Source organism: Rathayibacter sp. AY1C7 (genome assembly GCF_002931865.1).
GTDB lineage: Bacteria > Actinomycetota > Actinomycetes > Actinomycetales > Microbacteriaceae > Rathayibacter.
On record NZ_PSWB01000018.1, the window covers coordinates 56,120 to 77,250 of the forward strand.

The window sequence follows — 21,131 nt, forward strand, 5'->3', positions numbered from 1 at the left end:
GAGGGGGCAGTCAAGACGGCCGGGAGCGGGCCGAGCGGAGGCTGATCCCGCGCTGTGACCGGGAGTTTCCCGGTGCGGCGGGGAGCGACGGCCGGCGTCCTCGCGGCCGGCGCCCCGAGCGGGGGGTCAGCGGCCGTCGCGGGTCGCGGCTCCGATCAGGCCGGTGAGGCTGTCGCGGAGCGCGGTGAGCTCCTCGAGGGGGACGTCGAGCCGCTCCACGATCTGCGGAGGAACCTGCAGGGCCTGCTCGCGGAGGGCCGCTCCGGAGGGGGTCAGCGCGACGTCGAGGCGGCGCTCGTCGTCGCTGCTCCGGGCGCGCGTGACGTGGCCGCTCGCCTCCAGGCGCTTCACGAGCGGGCTGAGCGTGGCCGGCTCGAGGCGGAGCGCGGAGCCGAGGTCGGCGAGCGAGCGGGGGCTCCGCTCCCAGAGCGCGAGCATCACGAGGTACTGCGGGTGCGTGAGTCCGAGCGGTTCGAGCACGGGGCGGTACAGCCCGATGACGGTGCGCGCCGCGACGGCGAGGGAGAAGCAGACCTGGTTCTGGAGGGCGAGCGGGTCGGTTTCCACGGCGTCATCCTCTCATCGTGCCCTGATGGTTAGTACACTAAGGATATGACGCGGAAGAAGACCGGCTCCCTCTACCAGCGCTTCAACGCGCGGCTGTTCCCCTGGATCGGCCCGCCGCCGCTCGGCCCGTACGACCAGCCCGAGCAGGAGGCGCCCGCGGGGCAGGCGTGCCCGCTCTGCGGTCGGCCGATGTCCGAGCACGTCATCGACCGCTCCGGTCCGCGCACCCAGCTGTACTGCCCGAGCGACCCCTCCTGAGTCGCACGCCCCCGTTCGGGGGTCGGGGGCTTCGGGCGGCGGGGGCGGATGATGAGCGCATGTCCCGTCTGAGCCCCACCGCCGCCCGCGTCGTCCAGTACAGCCGATTCGGCGACGCGGACGTCCTCGAGATCGCCGAGGTCGAGCGGCCGAAGCCCGGGGTGGGCGAGGTGCTGGTCGAGGTGCTCTCCGCCGGGGTGAACCACATGGAGGCGTTCATCCGGCAGGGCCAGTTCGACTCCGACCACTCCGCGGCCTTCCCGATGCGCCAGGGGACCGACTTCTCGGGCGTCGTCGTCGCCCTCGGCGAGGGCGTCACCGACATCAAGCTCCGCAGCGACGTGGTCGGCCACGCGCTCGTCGGCTCGCACGCGACCCACGTCGTGGTGCCGCGCCGCAACCTCGTCGCCAAGCCCGCCTCCGTGAGCTGGGAGGTCGGCGGCGCGCTGTTCCTCGCCGGAGTGACTGCGTGGCGCGCGCTGGAGGCCACGCATGTGGGACCCGACGACACCGTCCTCGTCTCCGCGGCGGCCGGAGGAGTCGGCAGTCTCGAGATCCAGCTGGCGAAGCTCCGCGGCGCGACGGTGATCGGCACCTGCGGCGAGCGCAACTTCGACTACCTCCGCCAGATCGGCGTGAAGCCGGTGGTCTACGGCGACGGGATCGCCGACCGCATCCGGGCCGCGGCGCCCGGCGGGGTCACGGTGTTCCTCGACAACTTCGGCGGGGAGAACGACGCCCTCGCCGACGAGCTCGGCATCGCGGCGGGCCGCTTCCACTCCAGCGACGACCGCAAGGAGATCGAGCTGCGCGCCGTCTGGCCCGACGCCGAGACCGCCCAGCGCGACACCGAGATCCTCGGCGAGCTGGTCGGCCTCGTCGGCGAGCAGAAGCTGCGGGTGCTCGTCTCGGGCTTCTACCCCTTCGACCAGGTGCAGGACGCCTTCGACGACCTCGAGAAGCGGCACTCGCGCGGCAAGATCGTCCTCGGCATGAACCCGGTGGACCCGGCGAAGGTCACCAAGGCGCGCGACATCCACGAGGCCGGCCGCTAGCTGCACCCTCCCGGCGGCTGTCCGGGCTGCTCTCCGGGCGGCCACAATGGGGCCGTGGCGCGCGGACGCCCGGGAGGAGTGACGCGATGGAGGAGCCCGTCGTCGCGATCGTCTGGATCGTCTCGTTCGTGGTGGTGACCGTCCTGGTCACCGGGCTGTCGGGGCGGGTGAACTGGTCCGCTCCCGTGGCGCTCGTCGCCGTCGGAGCCCTCGCTTCCTTCGTGCCCGGGATCCCGGAGGTGGTGGTCGAGCCGGACGTGGTGCTGTTCGGGATCCTGCCGCCGCTGCTCTACGCGGCCGCGATCCGCACCTCCGTCCTCGACGTCCGCGCTCGTGGCGACAGCATCCTCCTGCTGTCGGTCGGGCTCGTCGTCTTCACGGTCGCGGTGGTCGGCGCGGTGGCCTGGATGGTCGTCCCGGCGATCACGGTCGCCGCGGCCCTCGCGTTCGGCGCGATCGTGGCGCCCACGGACGCGGTGGCGGTCACGGCGATCGCGGGGCGGCTCCGCCTGCCGCGGCGCATGCTCACGGTGCTCGAGGGCGAGAGCCTCCTCAACGACGCGACCGCGCTGGTGGCGCTGAACGCCTCCCTCCTGGCGATCGTCAGCACGGTCACTCCCGGGCGCATCGCGCTCGACTTCGTGCTGGCCGTGGCGGTGGGCGGCGGGGTCGGGATCGGCATCGCCGTGCTGCTCGGGTTCGTGCGCAAGCAGGTGCAGTCGTCCGTCCTGGACACGAGCCTCTCGCTGGTGACGCCCTACGTCGCGTTCATCCCGGCGCAGCTGCTGCACGGCTCCGGGGTGCTGGCGGTCGTGGTCGCGGGGCTCTACCTGGGCTACCGGGCGCCGGTCATCCAGTCGGCGCAGGCGCGGATCGCGGAGTCGCTCAACTGGCGGACGATCCAGTTCCTGCTCGAGAACGCGGTGTTCCTCTTCATCGGGCTGAGCCTCTCGTCGGTGGTGGAGGCGACGGCCGACTCGGGCATCGGGGTCTGGCAGACGGTCGGCATCGGCGCGGCTGTGCTCGCGGCGCTGGTCGGGAGCCGCGTGGCCTGGATGTGCATGACGACGCTGCTGTTCCGGCACGGTCCGCGCCGGCTGCAGCAGCGCGGGTGGACCTGGCCGACCGCGATCGGGGTGTCGTTCGCGGGCATCCGCGGCGTGGTCACCCTCGCCGCCGCGTTCCTCCTGCCCGCGGAGACGCCGCAGCGCGCGTTCCTGCAGTTCCTCGCCTTCATCGTGGTGGCGGGGACGCTCGTCGAGGGGCTCGCGCTCCCGCGGCTCGTCCGCGCCCTGAAGCTCCCGGCCCCGAACGAGATGCAGGAGCACGTCGAGAAGCAGATGCTGCTCGCCGAGGCGCAGGCCGCCGGCCTCGCCCGGCTCGACGCGGAGCCGCAGGACGGAGTGGAGGACCGCGTGCTCGACCGGCTGCGGCGGAACGCGACGTTCCTCGCCGACGCCCTGGAGAACCCGCCGGAGGGCGAGGGCGTGGAGCCGCTCCCGCAGGCCTACAACCGGCTCCGGCGCGTGATGATCGCGGCCGAGCGGGAGGCGGTGCTCCGCGCGCGCTCCGAGGGGCGGTACCAGGAGCCGGCGGTGGTGAGCGCTCTGGCGTTCCTCGACGTGGAGGAGGAGGCGCTGGTGGTCGGGCGGCAGTAGCGCAGGAAGGGCGGGGACCCCGGGCGGGATCCCCGCCCTCCCGGCGGTGAGGTGTCCGGGCTCAGTCCAGGGTGGAGCGGACCGAGGCGCGGGCCTCGTCGAGCGCGGCGCGCAGGGCGTCGACGCTCGCGGTCGTCACGGATCCCGAGGAGGCGGCGGTGCGCAGCTCCGCGCGCAGCTCGTCGCGGAACTCGGTGAGCAGCACCTCGGCGTCGCGCAGGGCGATCCGCGAGGCGGTGCGCGCGTCGGGCGAGGCCGGTGCGGCCTGCTCCGGCGCGGGCTGCTCGGAGGGGGTGCCGGACGTGTCCTGCGGGCGCGGCTCCTCGGCGGAGTGCTCCGGTCGGCGTCCGGGCTCCCGCGAGTCGCGCGCGGCGCTGGCCAGGTCGGCGCGGAGGCTCTTCATCGCCTCCGCGACGCCGAGGCGGACCTCGTCGGCGAGCCGGCGGACGGAGTCGGTGAGCTCCTCCTCGATGTCGCCCAGGTCGGTCGCGCGGTTCGCGAGCTCGGCGCGGCCGGCGTCGGTGATGGAGTAGACGGTCTTGCGGCCGTCGGCCTCCTTCGTGACGAGTCCCTCCTCCTCGAGCTTCGCGAGGCGCGGGTAGACCGTGCCGGCGCTGGGCGCGTAGGTGCCGCCGAAGCGCTCGCTGAGCGCCTGGATCAGCTCGTAGCCGTGACGCGGCGACTCGGCGAGGAGGTTGAGCAGGTAGAGGCGCAGGCGGCCGTGCGCGAAGACGGGGCTCACAGCGAGCTCCCGTCCATCGGGCGGCGGCCGTCGGCGGGGCCGGCGCCGGGGGAGCCCCAGCCCTCGCCCACCGAGGCGGAGGACGCGGCGACGGACCGGCGGACGACGACCACGTCTCCCGAGACGGAGTTGGCGGCGACGTCGACCCACTTCGAGTCGAGCGAGCCCGTGGTCGAGGTGAAGCCCCGGCCGAAGGTGCCCTTGACGACGGAGCCGTCGAGCTGGAGCGTGCCCGAGACGGTGTTGATGCGGTAGCGGGCGCCGAGGCCCTCGTCGACGCGGATCGTGAGGTCGCCGCTGACGGTGTTGGCCTGGATCCGGTCGGGGGTGCCCTCGGCGTCGACGAACACGCTGCCCGAGACGCCGTCGACGGTGAAGCGGGTGAGCTCGCCGGTCGCGGTGACGTCGCCGGAGACGGTGCGCGCGGTGACGCGGCCGGTGTGGCTGCGGACCGAGAGCTCGCCGTGGACGGTGTTCACCTCGATGTCGCCGTGCAGGCCGTCGACGACGATGTCGCCGCCGACCGTCGAGACGCGGGCGTCGCTGTGGAGACCCGAGACCAGGCCGTCGGCCGAGACGGTGTCGAACTTGAGGTCGACGCCGCGGGGGACGAGGAGGCTGATGTCGGCGCGGTCGCCGCGGCGGCCGAGGCCCTTCACGACGTCGACGATGGTGTCCCAGCGGAGCTGGACGTGGTCGATCTCGAGGCGGTCGCCGTCCATCGAGACCTTGAGCGGGCGGCCGTCGACGCTGTGGACCTCCACGCGAGCGGTCGGCTCGTCGTGGGCGATGACGTCGATCTGGCCGCCGACGAGAGCGACCTTGACCGAGCGGACGACGTCGAGGTCGATGACCTTCGTCTCGCCGGCCTGTACGAGCCATTTCTCGAGGGACATGAGCTCCTCCTCCTGCACCGGAGTGCCTTTCTGAAACGCGATACATCGCGAGTGGACGAGAGTCACGATATATCTCGATCGTCACGGTCGGCAACGGGGCTCGGCCGGTTCCCAGCGTCGAGCGGCCGGGACCGGGGCGGGGCCGAGGCGGGATGAGGCCGGGGGCCGGAGCCGAGGCCGCCGTCGAGGGGGTGAGGCCGCGGCGGGCGCCGTGGTAGACCGGGCGCATGGACCCGATCGCGGCACTCGAGGAGATCGCAGCACTGCTCGAGCGGGAGCGGGCCTCCCGCTACCGGGCGAAGGCGTTCCGCCGCGCGGCCGCGGTGCTGGAGGGGATGGCGTCCGCCGAGCGGGACGACCTCGCCCTCGTGCGGCGGGCCTCCGGGATCGGCGACACGACCTTCACGGTGATCGAGCAGGCGCGGTCGGGCCGGGTGCCCGACTACCTCGCGGAGCTGCGCGGCTCGGCTCCTCCGCCCGCGAGCGCGCTGCGGGGACGGCTGCGCGGCGACCTCCACAGCCACAGCGAGTGGTCCGACGGGGCGACGCCCGTCCTCGCGATGGCGGACGCGGCCCGCGCGCTCGGCCACGAGTACCTGGCGCTCACCGATCACTCGCCGCGGCTCCGGGTCGCCCACGGTCTCAGCGCGGAGCGGCTGGAGGAGCAGCTGGCCCATCTCGCGGGCCTCGACACCGGGACCCTGCGGCTGCTCAGCGGGATCGAGGTCGACGTCCTCGAGGACGGCGCGCTCGACCAGACGGACGAGCTGCTGGACCGCCTCGACGTGGTCGTCGCGAGCGCCCACTCGAAGCTGCGGCTGCCCTCCCACGAGATGACCGCCCGGCTGGTCGCGGCGGCCTCGGATCCGCGGACCGACGTCCTCGGCCACGTCACGGGGCGGCTGGTGTCGGGCGAGCGCGGCACCCGCCCGCCGTCGACCTTCGACGCCCGGGCCGTGTTCCGCGCGTGCGCCGACCACTCCACCGCGGTCGAGATCAACGCCCGCCCCGAGCGCGAGGACCCGCCGGACGAGCTGATCGCGCTCGCGCTCGAGGAGGGCTGCCTGTTCTCGATCGACAGCGACGCGCATGCTCCGGGTCAGCTGGGCCTGATCGACTACGGAGCCGAGCGGGCGGAGCGGCTCGGCGTCCCGGAGGAGCGGATCGTGACCACCTGGCCGGTCGAGCGGCTCCTAGAGTGGACCCGCGGCTGAGGATCCTCGCGCGTTGCGCAAACGAACTGCGGCCATCACCCCCTTGACAGGAGGCCGTACCGCGGGAGGAGATCCGACGCAAGTGGCGAAATCCCAGCCGCCCACGCGGCATGCTCGGTACCGGCCCGCTCCTCCTGGGCCGCTCCAGCGGTCGGGAGTCGCGCTCCGTCGCACTCTCCACTCCGACAGACCAGGTGAACCATGGCCACGCAGACCGCTCTCGACGCCGTGCGCGCCGCTCCCACTCTGCTCGAGGCCGTCCGGATGGCCGATGAGCTGACGGTCGCCGCGGTGAGCGACGGTGGTGGCCGCGCGGTGCGCCTGCTCACCCGCGCCGCTCTGGACCCCTCGGACCAGCTCACTGCGATCGCGGCCGTGCACTCGCTCGCGCAGGTCTTCGACGAGGAGGCCGACCTCGCGCTGCTGATGCTGCTCGGGGGCGAGCGCCCGTACCTCCGCGAGCACGCCGCCTGGGCCTTCGGCGGGCGCCTGCCCCGCCCCGCTGCGCTCGGACCGCTGCTGCGCCTGGTCCGCGACGGCGGCTTCTCCGGCATGCTCGCGCAGCGCACCGTCCTGCTCTGGGCCTCCTCGACCCCCGACCTCGTCGCCGTCGCGCTCGAGGGCGCGCTGCTCGGCGAGCGCGAAGCGGCGGCCCGGGCACGGCTCGTCGAGACCCTGGGCCTCGTGCCCGGCGCGATCGCCGAGCGCACCCTCCTGCACGTGGCCGCCGATCGCGCGGAGGGGCTGGAGGCGCGGGCCGCCGCGACGGACGCGCTCGGCGAGCGCGGCTCCGACGACGCCGAGCTCCTGCTCACCGGCCTGGCCGAGGAGGCGGCGCCGATCGGGCCCCTCGCCCGGCTCGCCCTCGGCGACCTCGCCCCCGCACCGGCCGTGGAGGCCGGGCCGACGGTCGCGCAGCTCTTCGTCCACGCCGACATCGACGGCACCCTGACGCGGGTGGGCGCCGGCGACAACGGCGGCATCGCGACCCTGCTGGTGCGCCTGGGCGACTCGCTCGTCGAGCAGGAGGGCATCGACCGGGTGCTCACGCTCTCGCGCGGGACTCCGGCCGAGGCCGAGCGCGCGCTCGGCGAGCTGCCCGACTCCGGCCACGGCTTCGCTCCGGTCCCGTTCGTGGGGCCGCCCGTGGCCATGCCCCAGGCGTGGAGCCGCCGCATCGCCGCCGAGCGCGGCATCCGCCGGATCCTGCGCGCGGCCGGCCGGGTCGACGTGCTGCACCTGCGGATGGCGGACGTCGGATCCCTCGCGGCGGCCGCGGTCGCCCGGGAGCTCGAGATCCCCGTCGTGTTCACTCTCGCTCCGGACCCGCACGCCCTGATCGCGGGCCTGGACGCCTCCGGCGCCCTCACCCGCGCGGACTTCGGCGAGCGCGACGCCGCCGAGCACTTCTGGTTCCGCGTGCGCCTGGTGCAGCGCCTGGCCGCCGACGCCGCGCACACCGTCCTGTTCCCGCGGGAGGAGCTGGCGGCGACCATCCGCGAGCTGATCGGCGTCGACATCACCGCGCACCCGGAGCGGCACACGATCGTCCCGGAGGGGATCGACGTCGGCCTGGTCGAGCGCGGCGAGTCGGCCGCACGGGCCTCCGCCGCCGGTGAGCCGGTCGCGCTGGACGAGGGCGGCGACCTGGCCTCGCTCGACCTCCTGCTGGAGGAGCTGCCCGAGCACCGCCGCGGCCTCCCGCTGCTGCTCAGCGTGGGCCGCCTGCACCGGGTGAAGGGGATGGCGGCGCTCGCCGAGGCCTGGGCGTCCGACCCCTCGCTCCGGGAGCGCGCCAATCTGCTCCTGGTCGGCGGCGACCTCGCCGACCCGAGCCCCGACGAGCGCGAGCAGCTCGACCGCATCCGCGCCGTCGCGTCCGACGGGCTGCTCCTGGCCGGCCACCGCCCGAACGGGACCGTGGCCCGCTGGCTCGGCGCGATCCGGCACGGCCGACCGGGGCTCTCTGCTCCGGGAGGCGCGTACGTCTGCGCGAGCGTCAAGGAGGAGTTCGGCATCGCCCTCCTCGAGGCGCTCTCCGCGGGACTGGTCGTCGTCGCTCCGGCGACAGGCGGGCCCGCGACCTACGTCGAGGAGGGGGAGACCGGCTTCCTGGTCGACACCGCCGACCCCGCGGCACTCGCCGCCGGCGCCGCCGCCGCACTGGATCTCGCAGGAGGGCCTCTCGGCGAGCACGCCGCGGCCCGCGGGCGCGCGATGGTCGCCGAGCGCTACACGGTGCAGGCCATGGCTCATGCACTCTCGGGCGTCTACGCGCACGCGACCGCGGACCAGGAGCGTCCCCTCCGCTCGCCGCTCGTGCTGGGGGCCTCGTGACCCTGCTGATCATCAGCCCCGACTACGCGTCGCACCTGCTGCCGCTGGCGACCCTCGGCACGGCCTGGCAGGAGGCGGGCGAGCGCGTCGTCGTGGCGACCGGCGACGCGACGCGCTCCATCGTGGACGGCTTCGGATTCGAGCACATCGCACTCCGGCTGGGGCGCGGCTCCAACCCGGGCACGATCCGCGCGGAGGAGCAGGCGCCCGACGAGGGCGCGTCCCTCCGCGGCTTCTTCGACGCCACCCGGCGCGGGATGGTCCCGACCCTCGCCTACCAGGCACGGGAGCGGCTCACCGACCTGCTCTGGGATCCGGCCGGCGTCGCCGCGCGCCTGCGCGTGATCCTCGACGAGGTGCAGCCCGACGCGATCGTGGTCGACCACCTCGCCTTCACCGCGCGCGTGGCGCTGAAGGCACTCCGCGTGCCCTACGGCGACGTCGTGCTCGGCCACCCCAGCGCGCTCACGGTGCCCGGCGAGGTCTACGGCTTCCCTCCGGTCTGGCCGGACGCCTTCGCTCCGGAGCCCGACGACCTCGATGCGCTCCGCGCCCTCTGCGAGCAGGTGCGCGACTCCTTCACCGCGGAGTGGAACGCCGCCCTCACCACCCTCGACCCCGGGGCGGCGCGCAGCGCCGACGCCTTCGCCGAGAGCGGCGACGTCCTGCTGCTCAACTACCCGGGCGAGCTCCACGACTCGGCCCGCACCGCTCAGCTGCCGCCGCACGCGTTCCTCGGCTCCGCCGTCCGCGAGGAGCCCGACGACGCGGAGGTCGAGGAGTGGCTCGCCGCGTCCGAGGATCCGGTCGTCTACGTGAGCTTCGGCAGCTTCCTCTCGGTGCGCGACGACGTGCTCGCCCGGGTCGTCGAGGCCCTGGCCGGCGTCGAGGTCGGGGGCAGGCCCGTCCGGGTGGCTCTCGCCTCCGGCGCAACCGAGCGCTCGGCCCTGGGCGAGATCCCCGAGGGCTGGCTGGTCCGCGGCTTCCTGCCGCAGGTCGCGCTCCTGCGCCGGGCCGCGCTCGCGGTCAGCCACGGCGGCAACAACAGCGTCACGGAGGCGATGACCGCGGGCGTGCCGCTCGTCGTCCTGCCGTTCTCGACCGACCAGTTCGCGGGGGCGGCTGCTCTCGAGGACGCCGGGTTCGCCGCCGTGCTCGACCCCAACGCCGCCTCCGCGGGAGAGCTCGCGGAGGCTGCGCGGCGGATGCTCGCACTCGACGCTCCCGCCCGGGAACGGCTGACGGCGCTCGCCGAGGGCCTCGCCCGCGAGACGGGGCCGCAGCGGGCCGTCTCCGCCCTGAGCGGAGCGACCGTCCAGCGCTAGCCTGGGCCGATGGTCGAGCCCACACCCCGGGACGCGCCCCTGCGCGCCGAGCGGGACGCCGCGCGGGCGGAGCCGATGCTGCGCGCTCTCGGCGCGTTCGGGCGCTTCGAGGGGATCGTCCCTCCGCTGTTCGAGGCGGCCGTGCGGATCCTGCACCCCTCCGACGACCCGCCCCGGCGGTGGCGCGAGGTCGCCGAGCGGGAGGGGACGCTCCTGCATCCGCTCGCGCAGTGGTACTCGCTCACCGGCGAGCATCCCGACGAGTACGCGGAGCCCCGCCTCGGAGTGCTCCCGCTCGACGAGCTCGCGGCCGTCGCCGCCGTGCTCGCGGAGCACACGAGCACCCCTGAGGACTGCCTCGCCGTGTTCTGGGAGGGGTTCGGCGTGCTGAGCGGCGGGTCGCGGATCCTGATCTCCCGCGCGGACGCCTCGGACGAGCTGCCCGAGTGGATGAGCGACACCCGGCCGACCGGCTGGGAGCACCCCGAGACCGCCGCCGCGGCGACGGTCGAGCTGCCGGGGCGGGAGGGGCCTCTGCTCTCGCTCGACGTCAGGGTGCTCGAGGACACCGCGTGGGCGCGCGCGGCGGGCTTCGCCGACGCCTCCGGGCTCGTCGTGCAGACTCCGCTCGCGCTCTGGCCGGAGGACCGGGCCTGGTACCTCGCGAGCGAGGTCGACTTCGACTCGACGCTGATCGGCGGCTCGCGCGCCCTCGTCGACGACCTGCTGCGGCTCTCCGCCGCGGGGCGCATCGAGGCGCTCCTCCTGCCGGATCAGGTGGACCTCACGAGCACCGGTGACCGGCTCAACCCGAGGCGGCGGTGACGGGGTGAGCGACGAGGACGACGAGCGCTGGCTCGTGGTGAAGGGCCGCCGGTGGCGGCGCACCGACCCCTTGTTGCCGGAGGACGTGGTCGCCGGCCTCACCTCGCACCTCGGGCGCGGGCGCTCGGGAGTGCGCTCCGCCAGGCTGCACGACGACGCGGAGGCGGAGGCGCTGGCGCGCAGGAGGGTCGGGCTCGCCAAGCACGGGCTGGGCGAGCGCGGACCGGCATGGTGGGACGAGCCCGAGGCCGATCGGCTCGAGCGCGCCCGCGAGGCGCTGCGGGCGCTCGAGGAGCTCGACGCTCCGGAGGACTGACTCGGCTTCTGCATCCCCCGAGCGTGCTCGTCGGGCGAGGCGGGCGGGGAGTGCCCGAGCGGATCCGGGGAGAGCGCGCGGAACCGCGGCCTGTGGAGGAGGACCGCCCCCGCCGAGGCCGCCCGCCGAGCCCGCCCGCCCCTAGCGGAACCTCACCACGAAGCCGTCCTCCGGCCCGGTCGGGAAGCTCTGCAGGCTCACGCGCAGATCCTGCCCGTCCTCGACGTCGTACGGGTGCCCCGCGGCCAGGAGCTCCAGCGCCGCGGACAGCAGGTCGACGGTCGCCGGCTCGCCCGGGCACCGGTGGTCGCCTCCGTAGTGCCCGCCGCCCTGGGCGATGAAGCCGTTGCGGTCGACCGGCGACCGGAACCGCTCCGGATCGAAGCGGCCCGGCGCCTCCCAGTGCGAGCCGTGGTCCGTCGCGTAGAGGTCGAGCAGCATCCACTGCCCCGCGGGAAGCGTCTCGCCGCGGAAGTCCAGCTCCCGGCGGGCCCTTCCTCCGACCATCGGGAAGAACGGGTAGAAGCGCCGCACCTCGTTCGCGAACGCGACGCGCTCCTCCTGGTCGGCGAGCCGCTCGCGCCACTCCGGATGCCGGTGCAGCGCGAGCGCCGCCAGCACCACGAAGCGCCCCACCGCGACCGTGGGCCGCAGCAGGTTGATCAGCTCCACCGCGGCGACCTCGACGGGGAGGAGGCCGCCGTCCTCCTTCTCGTGCGCGATCCGGTGCAGGGGAGTCGGGGAGGGTCCGGCCGTCCGGATCGCCTCGATCAGGCCGCGCGCCCACCGCTCGGTCGAGCGGCGGCGGAGTCGCGCGGCCCAGTTGGGCGGGCCGAAGCGCCCGGCGTTGTCGATCATCGCCCGGAGCTCGTCCGTGCGCCGCAGCACCTCCTCCTCGTCGGCCTCGATGCCGGCCCAGGACAGGACCGCGCGGCCCAGGATTTCCGCGGCGACGTCCTGGAGGCGGACCCGCTCGCCCGTCAGCCGGGCGGCGGACGCCTGCCACTCCCGCGCGAAGGCCGAGACCAGCCTCGACCGCTGCTCGGGCGTCTCCACCAGATCCAGGAACATGCGCTTCCGCCGCCGGTGCGGCTCGTCCTCGAGGGTCTGCACGCTGCCCTCGTCCTGCAGGAGGTGCAGCACCGAGCCAGGCAGCGCGCTCTCGCGGTCGAAGCGCCCGCCCTCGGAGAAGAAGCGCGCCGCCTCGATGCCGCGCGCCATGATCACGGGCCGTCCGAGGATCCGGGTGCGGAACGCGTCCGCGCCCACGTCGTCGAAGCGCCGCGTCCCGAAGAAGTAGCCGTCGGCGAGGACGGCCGCGCTGCTGTCGACCGCGGGGAGGACGGGGATCGAGGCGGCGATCAGCCGGCCGATCCCTCGGTGTCGTCGCCCTCGGCCTGCGAGGGCTTGTCGACGCCCGCGTCGTCGACGTGGTCGTGGTTCTGCGGGTTCTCCTGCGGCTGCTCGGTCCGGTCGGTCATGGTGCTCCTCTCGCGTCGGCGCGGTGCGCGCCTCGCGGCCACGGTAGGAAGAGCGTGGCGGACCCGGGTACCCCGTTGACTCGCGGGGGAGGGGCGGGCAGACTCCGCCGCCCTCAGCGCCTCCGCAGGAGGACCGGCGCGGTCGCCCAGACCACGGCGAGCAGCAGCAGCACGCCTCCGCCCGCCCAGAGGCCTGCCGGCCCGCCCAGCACGACGTCGAACACGAAGCCCACGACTCCGACGAACAGCAGCGATCCCGCCGCGAGGCACACCGTGACCACCCGGTTGCCGAACCGCACCAGCTCGGCCTTCCTCCGCCGCTGGAACAGCAGCCGGTGGGCGATGACGGGCGCCAGCGCCAGGATCGTGACGCACGCGGCGAGCAGGACGAGCACGAGGTAGAGCGCCACGTCGGGCGGCGCGAGGTCGGCGAAGCGCTGCTGGAAGCACAGCGTCAGCAGGAAGCCGCCCAGGATCTGCGTGCCGGTCTGCACGACCCGCAGCTCCTGCAGGATCTCGTTCCAGTTGCGGTCGGATCGCTCCTCCACCGTCTCGTCGCGACCGGAGTCGGGGGCGGAGGGGTCGACGGGTCGCTCGCTCATGGGACGAGGGTAGAGCTCAGGCGAGCAGGGACTCCGCCAGCGAGATCGCCCCGCGCACCCCGGACTCGTCGCCGAGCGCCGGGCGCACGATGCGGATCCGCCCGCCGCCCGTCCCCGTCGCTCCGGGCGCGCCCATCAGCCGCTCGACCTCGGCCTCGACCGCGGGGACGAGCCCCGGCGTCTTCGACACGCCTCCGCCGACGACCGCGAGCCGCACGCCCGCGACGTAGGCGAGCGTCGTGACGAGCTGCGCGAGGTAGTAGGAGCTGAAGCGGAGGTTGGCGGCCGCCTCCTCGGGGCCGAGGCGGGAGCCGTCGACGCCCCAGCGCGCCGAGATCGCGGGACCGGCGACCAGGCCCTCGAGGCAGTCGCCGTGGAACGGGCAGGTGCCGGCGAAGCCGTCCTCGGGGTGGCGGCGGGGCAGAAGGTGCGCGACCTCGGGCCAGCCGCTGCCGGCGAGGAGCCGTCCGCCCGCGATCACGCCGCCGCCGACTCCGGTGCCGACGGTCAGGTAGACGAAGTCGTCGACTCCAGTTCCGGCGCCCCAGCGGGCCTCGCCCAGGGCGGCTCCGTTGACGTCGGTGACCAGCGCGAGCCGCGCGCCCGGTGCGGCCGCGCCGATCGGGCCGAGGACGTCGGTGCCTTCCCAGCCGAGCTTCGGCGTGGAGGTGAGGTGTCCGTAGGTCGGCGAGCCGGGGTCGATGTCGAGCGGGCCGAAGGAGGCGACGCCGACCGCGGCGACGGTGCCGTCGACTCCGTGGCCGCTGACGAAGCCGGCCAGATCGGCGAGAGTCTCGGCGGGCCCGCGGGTCGGCAGGATCGTCGTCGCGAGGATCCGCTCGGGATCAGCGGCGTCGGCGACCGCCGCGACGACCTTCGTGCCCCCGGTCTCGATGCCGACGAGGAGGGGACGGTCGGCGGTGGCGCTCATGGATCTCCAGGGCTGGTGCGGTGCGTCTCGGGTCTCAGCAGGCGGACAGCGAGCGCACCTGCGCCGACAGGGTCAGGGGGCTGCCGAGGAGCAGCACCTGATCGAGGTCGTGGCCCTGCATCTTCACACGGGTGCTGCGCGGCAGGCAGGTCGGCTCGCTGAGGTAGAGCGGGGCGCCCTGCTTCGCGGCGACCGGGCCCACGGCCAGCGCGTCGGCGAAGCCGGTGGCGGTCGCGAGATAGACGGTGTCGCCCAGCTCGGACGGCGGGAAGACGTCGTTGAGGCGTCGGCTGGTGTCGTGGCGGTCCGTCCCGGCGATGCGCGACACGGTGTCGGCGATCTTCGCGGCGCGCAGGTCTGCCTCGACGGCGGTCGAGATCGACGGCGCACCGCCGAGCAGCTGCACGGAGGAGGGGTCGAGTCCGGCGAGGGTGTCGCGGGTCGGCTGGTCGAGGCGCGAGCGGGCGCCGTCGACGAGGAGGACGGGCTCGGCGCGGCGGCCGGCGATCGGCGCGACCGAGAGGGCGTCCGGGAAGTTGGTGCCGGTCGCGACGAAGACGTTCTCGTAGCTGCCGTCCGGGAAGGCGTCCTCGACGATCCGGCGCGAGGTGTCGTAGCGGTCGACGCCCTCGATGCGCTCGGTCGGGATCCCGAGGGCCTTCACCTGCTGGAGCACCGAGTCGCTCACGGAGAGGGCGCTGCCGACCACGACGATCCGCTGCGGGGCGAGGCGGCGCAGCTCGTCCGCCACCACGGCGGGCAGGACGCTCGGGTCGGTGAGCAGGAGCGCGCCGCCCTGCTTCGCGGCGGCGGGGCCGGCGCTCAGCGCGTCCGGCCAGTTCGCTCCGCTTGCGAGGTAGACGACGGGGGCGCCGTCGGCGAATCCGGAGGCGGTCACCGCGACGGCGGTCGCGTACCGGTCGGTCCCGGCGAGGCGGGCGACGTCGGAGGAGTAGGCGGACGGGAAGAAGTCGATGCCGCTGCGGCCGCCCGGCGGCACGGAGACGACCGCGCGCTCGTCGAGGCGGGCCAGGCGCGAGAAGTACTGGTCGTCGTAGGCGGGGTACCCCGGCTCCACGAGGCGCAGGAGGTAGTCGCCGGCGGGCAGGGCGAGGTCGCTCGTGTCCCACGCGCGGGCGGCGCCGGGGGCTCCGGTGACGGGGACGGTGTCGAGGAGCGAGTACGTCCCTCCGTCGACCCACCAGGCCTGCACGTCGAAGGAGGGGGAGGAGACGCCCGGGACCGCGTCGGCGGTGATCGATCCGGACAGCTCAGCGGTGCGCAGGAGGGAGATGGCGACGGACTCGTCGGTCCCCCGGGTCGTCCTCGCGGCCTCGGCGACCGGGGTGTCGCCGAACCAGGTCGGGTACCAGTCGTCGCTGCCGATCAGGTTCGCGCGGACGGTGAGGGGCTCGCCGCCGGGAACGGGGAGGGAGAAGTCGGCGCCCGTGTTCACCTCGGCGACCACGTCCCCCTCGGCGTTCTGGACCTGGACGTAGAAGGACGGGTTCTCGGGGGCGGGGTGCTCCTCATCGGCGTCGCGGAGCGCGATGGTGCCGGACAGGACGACCTCGGCGGCCGCCTCCTGCGCGGCGCTCGCGCCCGGGAGATCGGGGGCGGCGACGGCCGGACCGGCGGCGAGGCCGGCCAGCAGGAGAGCGGAGACGCCGATCGCGGCGAGGGGGCGTGCGGGCACGGCGGGCCTTTCGGCAGGATCCGCGGGAGGCCGCGGCGGACACGGTGTCTGAATGCTAGCCGCCGCCCGCCTCCGGGCGAGGGCGGGTGTCGGCGGGATGGGCCCCCGTCCGGGGGATGATGGTGGTGGATTCCCGGGGCCGCCGGAGGAGTCCGCGCAAGCAGACTCCCCCGGCGACCCGGGTCGGATCCCCTACTTGACGACCGCTGCGGTGGCGGCGGAGGTGCGCGTCGCCGTCGTGTAGTCGGCCTTCTTGCCGGTGACGGTCACCGTGATCTTCTTCCCCACCGTGGCGCTGGTCGGCTTGTAGGTGGCGGAGGTCGCCCCGGAGATCGCGGTGCCGTTCGCCTTCCACTGGTAGGCGAGGGCGACGGGCGAGGGTCCCCACGTGCCCGGCTTGGCGGTCAGGGTGGAGCCGACCTTCGCGGTGCCGGTGATCGTCGGGGTCGCGGCGGAGAGGGTGCCCGCCACCACGGCGCTCGTCTTCGCGGAGGTCTTCGTCACGGCGGTGAATCCGGACTTCGACCCCGTGACCGTCACGGTGATCGTCTTCCCGAGAGTGGCGCCGGTCGGCGTGTACGTCGCGGACGTCGCCCCGCTCAGAGCGGTGCCGTTCGCCTTCCACTGGTAGGCGAGGGCGACGGGGGAGGGACCCCAGGTGCCGGGCTTCACGGTGAGGGTCGAGCCGACCTTCGCCGTGCCGCTGATGGTCGGCGTCGCAGCGGTGATCGCGCCGCCGGTCACGGCAGCGGTCCCGGAGGAGACGCGTGTCGTCGAGACGTAGCCCGACTTCGAGCCCGTGACGGCGACGGTGATCACCCTGCCCGCGTCGCCCGCGACCGGACGGTACGTGGTGCCGGTCGCCCCGCTGATCGCGGTGCCGTTCGCGAGCCACTGGTACGCGAGGGCCACGGGGGAGGGGCCCCAGGTGCCGGCGCTCGCCGTGAGCGTCGAGCCGACCGCGGCGGTGCCGGTGACGGTCGGAGTCGCGGCGGTGAGGGCGGTGCCGCCGATGCGCACGACGGTCGATGCCGCCCCGCTGTCGCCTCCGGCGTTGATCGCGCTGACGCTCATCGTGTAGGTGGCGCCCGCCGCCAGGTGCGTGAACGTGAAGGAGCGGGCGGTAGCGGCGACCGTCGTCGACCACGGACCGGCGCCCGCGTTGTCGACGCCGTTGCGCGAGACGCGGTAGCCGGTGATCGCCGGGTTGCCGGCCGACTCCGGAGGCGCCCAGGAGATCGTCGCGGATCGCACGCTGTCGTTCGTGGTGCCGGCGACGCGCGTGGGGACGGACGGGGCGACGTAGGCGTCGGCGGTGCGGGTGACCGTTGCCGCTTCGCTGGTGCCGACCGCGTTGATCGCCTGAACGGTGAAGGTGTAGGAGGTGTTCGGGCGGAGGTTCGTGAACGTCTGCGAGCGGCGGTCGGCGGCGACGACGGTCGACCAGGGGCCGCTGCCGGACGCGTCGGTGCCGTTGCGGCCGACCCTGTAGCCCGTGATGTCGGTGCCGCCGTCGGCGTAGGGCGCCTCCCATGAAACGGTCATCGACGTGCCGCTGGGCTCCGCGTACGCGAAGTTCGGAGCGCTCGGAGCCGTTGTACCGGTGCCGAAGGAGACGCAGTTCTTCGGAGAGTCGAGGTAATCGGCGAATTCAGCGTCGCGCGACTTCTCGAACCAGGACGCGGCCCAGATGCAGTACTCGTAGCGGTGGCCGGCGGCCACGTCGAGATTCTGCGACGTCGTCGTGAGGGCGTATTCGGCTTCGTATCCGCGCGGGTCATCCCAGTCGTCGTCGTAGTCGGCGAAGTCCTCGAGTGTCGCGTGGTACTCGTCGAATGAGCACGGCTGCCCATTGATCGACGGCCTCTTCCATCGGGCGGAAGCCAGCGACGTGGATTCGTCGTAGGCGACCGAGAGCTCGGCCGGTGCAGGAACATTCCAATAGTGGAGGATGCTCGTCGTGGTACCAGCGCTCTGAGTCGGCGAAGCGACAAGCGGTACACCATCGGATCCACCGTCGAACGGTGCGGAAAGGTCGGTGACGCTTGCGATCTCGACGTAGTAGTGATCGACGTTTCTTGGTAGGTCGAACACAATCGATGACCTGTTGCCCACCTCCTTGAGTTCTGTTGTTGTCGTCTCGGTGTCGCCGAACCAGGATTGGTGGATCGAGTAGACGTGGATTCTGTATCCAGCCACTGGACTACGCGAGGGGGTCCAGGAGACGGTGACCGCATCAGTGCAGTCGTTGTCGGTCACGGTCACGTTCGTCGGCGCAGCCGGCGAGCCCGCGGCCTGGGCCGGGGTCGCGACGAAGAGGGAGAGGAGCAGGGCGAGGAAAAGGGAGACGCTGAGGGTCTTCGTTCGCATGGAGGAGGGCATCCGGATTCGTCGGAGCGAGAAGGCCGACGACTGTCGGGCCGGAGGGATCGTCCCATGCCGCTTATCGCTGCACTAAGTCCCCCATTCAGGGCAGAATTCGGCGGATTCCACAGATGTCATCAGCGCGATGACAAGAGAGAGGGATAAGGCCTTCTCACCGAGAGGCGCAACGTCGTTGCTCCGAAAGCCCCTGCCTCAGGGCGAGGAAGAGTAGTCGCGGCCGCAATACAGCGCCCCGCGCGAGAGCCGCGGCGGTTTTCCGCGCCGCCCCCACCGTTCACGCGCGTTCCGTGCGCCCCACGGCGAGAACCGCACGATCGGCGCGTGCAAGACTGGGCGCGAGCGTGCTCCATCCCGCTGCGTCCTGCGCGGGGCACGGAGCCACTGGACCCGGTCCGCTCATCCGCATCCTTTCGCAGGAGGACTCGAATGACCGATACCGCCGTGCTCGCCGAGGCACCCGCCCGAACCCCCGTCGCGAAGACGATCCTGATGTGCCGTCCCGAGCACTTCACCGTCGTCTACCGCATCAATCCGTGGATGGACCCGCAGGTCCCCACCGACACCTCCCTCGCCGTCCGGCAGTGGCAGACCCTCTACGACACCTACGCCGATCTGGGCTTCACCATCGAGCTGATCGAGCCCGAGGCCGGACTGCCGGACATGGTCTACGCGGCCAACGGCGGATTCGTGATCGACGGCATCGCCTACGGCGCCTCCTTCACCTACCCCGAGCGCCAGCCCGAGGGCCCGGCGTACATGGACTGGTTCCGCTCGGCCGGCTTCGACGTCCGCGTCCCCGAGGAGGTCAACGAGGGCGAGGGCGACTTCCTCCTCGTCGGCGAGCGGATCCTCGCCGGCACGGGCTTCCGCTCCGCCTCCGACTCGCACGCCGAGGTCGCCCGCGTCTTCGGCCGCGAGGTCGTCACGCTCGAGCTCGTGAACCCGTCGTTCTACCACCTCGACACCGCGATCGCCGTGCTCGACGACACGAACATCGCCTACCTTCCGAGCGCGTTCAGCGAGGAGGGCAACCGCACCCTCCGCGAGCTCTACCCCGACGCGATCCTCGTGTCGGAGGAGGACGCGTCCGTGCTCGGGCTGAACTCCTTCTCCGACGGCCTCAACGTCGTCATCGCGTCCCGTGCGACGGGCTTCGAGCGCCAGCTGCGCGAGCGCGGCTACAACCCGATCGGCGTCGACCTGTCCGAGCTGCTGCTCGGCGGCGGCGGCGTGAAGTGCTGCACGCTCGAGCTGCGCCGCTGACCCACTCCCCGTGGTCGGCGACCAGCAGCGCCGACCCACCCTCCACTGTCCAGGATCCGTCGCACTCGACGCCGAGTGCGACGACTCCTGGAGAGTCGATCGTCCCCTCAGGAGGAACGACATGAGCATCACCGACACCGACACCGCCCGCTCCGCCGCCCTCATCGCCGCGGAGGAGGAGCACGCCGCCCACAACTACCACCCGCTGCCCGTCGTCGCGGCCACCGGCGACGGCGCCTGGATCACCGACGTCGAGGGCGTCCGCTACCTCGACTGCCTCGCCGCCTACTCCGCCGTGAACTTCGGCCACTCGCACCCGGTGCTGCTGGAGGCGGCCCGCGAGCAGCTCGGCCGCGTCACCCTGACCAGCCGCGCGTTCCACAACGACCGCCTCGGCCCGTTCGTCACGGTGCTCGCCGCGCTCGCCGGCAAGGACATGGTCCTGCCGATGAACACGGGCGCGGAGGCGGTCGAGTCGGGCATCAAGGTCGCCCGCGCCTGGGGCTACCGGGTCAAGGGCGTCGCTCCGGGCCGGGCGAACATCATCGTCGCGGCGGGCAACTTCCACGGTCGCACGACCACGATCATCTCGTTCAGCGACGACGCGGAGGCGCGCGACGGCTTCGCTCCGTTCACGCCCGGATTCCGCACGGTCCCGTTCGGCGACGCGGAAGCCCTCGAGGCCGCGATCGACGACGACACCGTGGCGGTGCTGATCGAGCCGATCCAGGGCGAGGCGGGCATCGTCGTGCCGCCGGCCGACTACCTCCCGGCCGTCCGCGAGATCACCGCGCGCCGCAACGTCCTCTTCATCGCGGATGAGATCCAGTCCGGCCTCGGCCGCACCGGCGCCACCTTCGCCTGCGACCTGGTCGGAGTCGTCCCCGACGTCTACCTGCTCGGCAAGGCGCTCGGCGGCGGCATCGTCCCCGTCTCGGCCGTGGTCGCGGACGCCGACGTGCTCGGTGTCCTGCAGCCGGGCCAGCACGGCTCCACCTTCGGCGGCAACCCGCTCGCCGCGGCCGTCGGCCTCGCGGTCGTCGAGATGCTCGCGACCGGCGAGTACCAGGCCCTCGCCCGCGAGCGCGGCGCCCAGCTGCACGCCCGCCTCGAGGCGCTCATCGGCCGCGGAGTGGTCGCCGTCCGCGGCGCCGGACTCTGGGCCGGCATCGACATCGACCCGGGGCTCGCCTCGGGCCGCGCCGTCTGCGAGGCCCTGATGGCCCGCGGAGTGCTGGCCAAGGACACCCACGGCTCGACGATCCGCCTGGCGCCGCCGCTCGTGGTCACCGCTGCCGAGATCGACTTCGCCGTCGACGAGCTGGAGGCCGTGCTCGAGTCGCTGCGCTGAGGCGCACCGTCCTCCCTCCGCGAGGTGCCGCTCCGGTCCGCGACACGCCGTGTCCGGCGTGCCCGAACGGCATCCCGCGGGAGGGGGAGGGACGTGTTGAGACGGGACGTCTCGATGTCGCGGCAGGCCGTCGCCGCTCTGCGATACTCGCGCGATGAGCACACCTCTCCCGCCGGAGAACACCCCGCCCTCGTCCCCCGACCAACCCGTCGCAGGCCCCGCCTACGGC

At 73.6% G+C, this 21,131-nt stretch carries 18 protein-coding genes; 10 read left to right on the top strand and 8 right to left on the bottom strand.

Going from position 1 to position 21,131, the window contains the following annotated elements; all coding sequences use genetic code 11:
• Positions 1–126: 126 nt before the first annotated feature.
• The gene (locus tag C5C69_RS10860; protein ID WP_104223751.1) at positions 127–567 is read right to left on the bottom strand and encodes a MarR family winged helix-turn-helix transcriptional regulator; all 441 of its coding nucleotides are present in this window, start codon (positions 565–567) and stop codon (positions 127–129) included.
• Between the two features lie 45 nt (positions 568–612).
• On the opposite strand from C5C69_RS10860, the gene C5C69_RS10865 reads away from it, so the two are divergent.
• The 3 genes from C5C69_RS10865 to C5C69_RS10875 all read left to right on the top strand — a co-directional run bounded on the left by C5C69_RS10865 (position 613) and on the right by C5C69_RS10875 (position 3,538).
• The gene (locus tag C5C69_RS10865; protein ID WP_104223750.1) at positions 613–825 is read left to right on the top strand and encodes a hypothetical protein; all 213 of its coding nucleotides are present in this window, start codon (positions 613–615) and stop codon (positions 823–825) included.
• Between the two features lie 59 nt (positions 826–884).
• Positions 885–1,880: an NADP-dependent oxidoreductase gene (locus tag C5C69_RS10870; protein ID WP_104257898.1), complete on the top strand. Its 996-nt coding sequence runs from the start codon at positions 885–887 to the stop codon at positions 1,878–1,880.
• Between the two features lie 86 nt (positions 1,881–1,966).
• Entirely contained in the window at positions 1,967–3,538 is a 1,572-nt protein-coding gene (locus C5C69_RS10875; RefSeq protein WP_104257899.1) for a sodium:proton antiporter, read from the top strand.
• Positions 3,539–3,599: 61 nt separating this feature from the next.
• Here the strand turns inward: C5C69_RS10875 and C5C69_RS10880 are convergent, their stop codons facing one another.
• A complete protein-coding gene (locus tag C5C69_RS10880; RefSeq protein ID WP_104239545.1) occupies positions 3,600–4,280 on the bottom strand; it encodes a PadR family transcriptional regulator in 681 nt (226 codons plus the stop codon).
• Complete coding sequence (locus tag C5C69_RS10885; RefSeq protein WP_258063310.1) at positions 4,277–5,176, bottom strand: hypothetical protein; 900 nt, start codon at positions 5,174–5,176, stop codon at positions 4,277–4,279. The genes C5C69_RS10880 and C5C69_RS10885 overlap by 4 nt, the downstream gene beginning before the upstream one ends.
• Positions 5,177–5,403: 227 nt before the next feature.
• Here C5C69_RS10885 and C5C69_RS10890 point away from each other — a divergent pair, with 227 nt between their 5' ends.
• The 5 genes from C5C69_RS10890 (at position 5,404) to C5C69_RS10910 (ending at position 11,193) form a co-directional block, all read left to right on the top strand.
• Positions 5,404–6,390: a PHP domain-containing protein gene (locus C5C69_RS10890; RefSeq protein WP_104257900.1), complete on the top strand. Its 987-nt coding sequence runs from the start codon at positions 5,404–5,406 to the stop codon at positions 6,388–6,390.
• A 201-nt stretch (positions 6,391–6,591) separates the two neighbouring features.
• On the top strand, positions 6,592–8,727 hold the full coding sequence (locus tag C5C69_RS10895) for a glycosyltransferase (RefSeq protein WP_104257901.1): 2,136 nt from the start codon (positions 6,592–6,594) through the stop codon (positions 8,725–8,727).
• On the top strand, positions 8,724–10,052 hold the full coding sequence (locus C5C69_RS10900) for a glycosyltransferase (RefSeq protein WP_104257902.1): 1,329 nt from the start codon (positions 8,724–8,726) through the stop codon (positions 10,050–10,052). Before C5C69_RS10895 ends, C5C69_RS10900 begins: the two co-directional genes overlap by 4 nt.
• Positions 10,053–10,061: 9 nt before the next feature.
• A complete protein-coding gene (locus C5C69_RS10905; RefSeq protein WP_104257903.1) occupies positions 10,062–10,877 on the top strand; it encodes a hypothetical protein in 816 nt (271 codons plus the stop codon).
• 4 nt (positions 10,878–10,881) lie between these two features.
• Positions 10,882–11,193, top strand: coding sequence for a biopolymer transporter Tol (locus tag C5C69_RS10910; RefSeq protein WP_104257904.1), 312 nt, complete (start codon positions 10,882–10,884; stop codon positions 11,191–11,193).
• A gap of 141 nt (positions 11,194–11,334) precedes the next feature.
• On the opposite strand, the gene C5C69_RS10915 is transcribed toward C5C69_RS10910, so the two are convergent.
• The 5 genes from C5C69_RS10915 to C5C69_RS10935 all read right to left on the bottom strand — a co-directional run bounded on the left by C5C69_RS10915 (position 11,335) and on the right by C5C69_RS10935 (position 18,273).
• Complete coding sequence (locus C5C69_RS10915; RefSeq protein WP_104257905.1) at positions 11,335–12,462, bottom strand: cytochrome P450; 1,128 nt, start codon at positions 12,460–12,462, stop codon at positions 11,335–11,337.
• A 325-nt stretch (positions 12,463–12,787) separates the two neighbouring features.
• On the bottom strand, positions 12,788–13,276 hold the full coding sequence (locus tag C5C69_RS10920; protein ID WP_104256068.1) for a DUF6328 family protein: 489 nt from the start codon (positions 13,274–13,276) through the stop codon (positions 12,788–12,790).
• Positions 13,277–13,292: 16 nt separating this feature from the next.
• Positions 13,293–14,207 (bottom strand): ROK family protein, encoded by a 915-nt coding sequence (locus tag C5C69_RS10925; RefSeq protein ID WP_104257906.1) that lies wholly within the window; start codon positions 14,205–14,207, stop codon positions 13,293–13,295.
• A gap of 34 nt (positions 14,208–14,241) precedes the next feature.
• Positions 14,242–15,903, bottom strand: a complete 1,662-nt coding sequence (locus C5C69_RS17405; protein WP_104257907.1) for a cell wall-binding repeat-containing protein — start codon at positions 15,901–15,903, stop codon at positions 14,242–14,244.
• Between the two features lie 192 nt (positions 15,904–16,095).
• Positions 16,096–18,273 carry a fibronectin type III domain-containing protein gene (locus C5C69_RS10935; RefSeq protein ID WP_181127054.1) on the bottom strand — a complete coding sequence of 726 codons (2,178 nt, stop codon included), beginning with the start codon at positions 18,271–18,273 and terminating at the stop codon, positions 16,096–16,098.
• 441 nt (positions 18,274–18,714) lie between these two features.
• On the opposite strand from C5C69_RS10935, the gene ddaH reads away from it, so the two are divergent.
• A complete protein-coding gene (gene ddaH / locus C5C69_RS10940) occupies positions 18,715–19,551 on the top strand; it encodes a dimethylargininase (RefSeq protein ID WP_104226838.1) in 837 nt (278 codons plus the stop codon).
• Between the two features lie 121 nt (positions 19,552–19,672).
• On the top strand, positions 19,673–20,902 hold the full coding sequence (gene rocD, locus C5C69_RS10945) for an ornithine--oxo-acid transaminase (protein ID WP_181127055.1): 1,230 nt from the start codon (positions 19,673–19,675) through the stop codon (positions 20,900–20,902).
• Positions 20,903–21,131 lie beyond the last annotated feature (229 nt).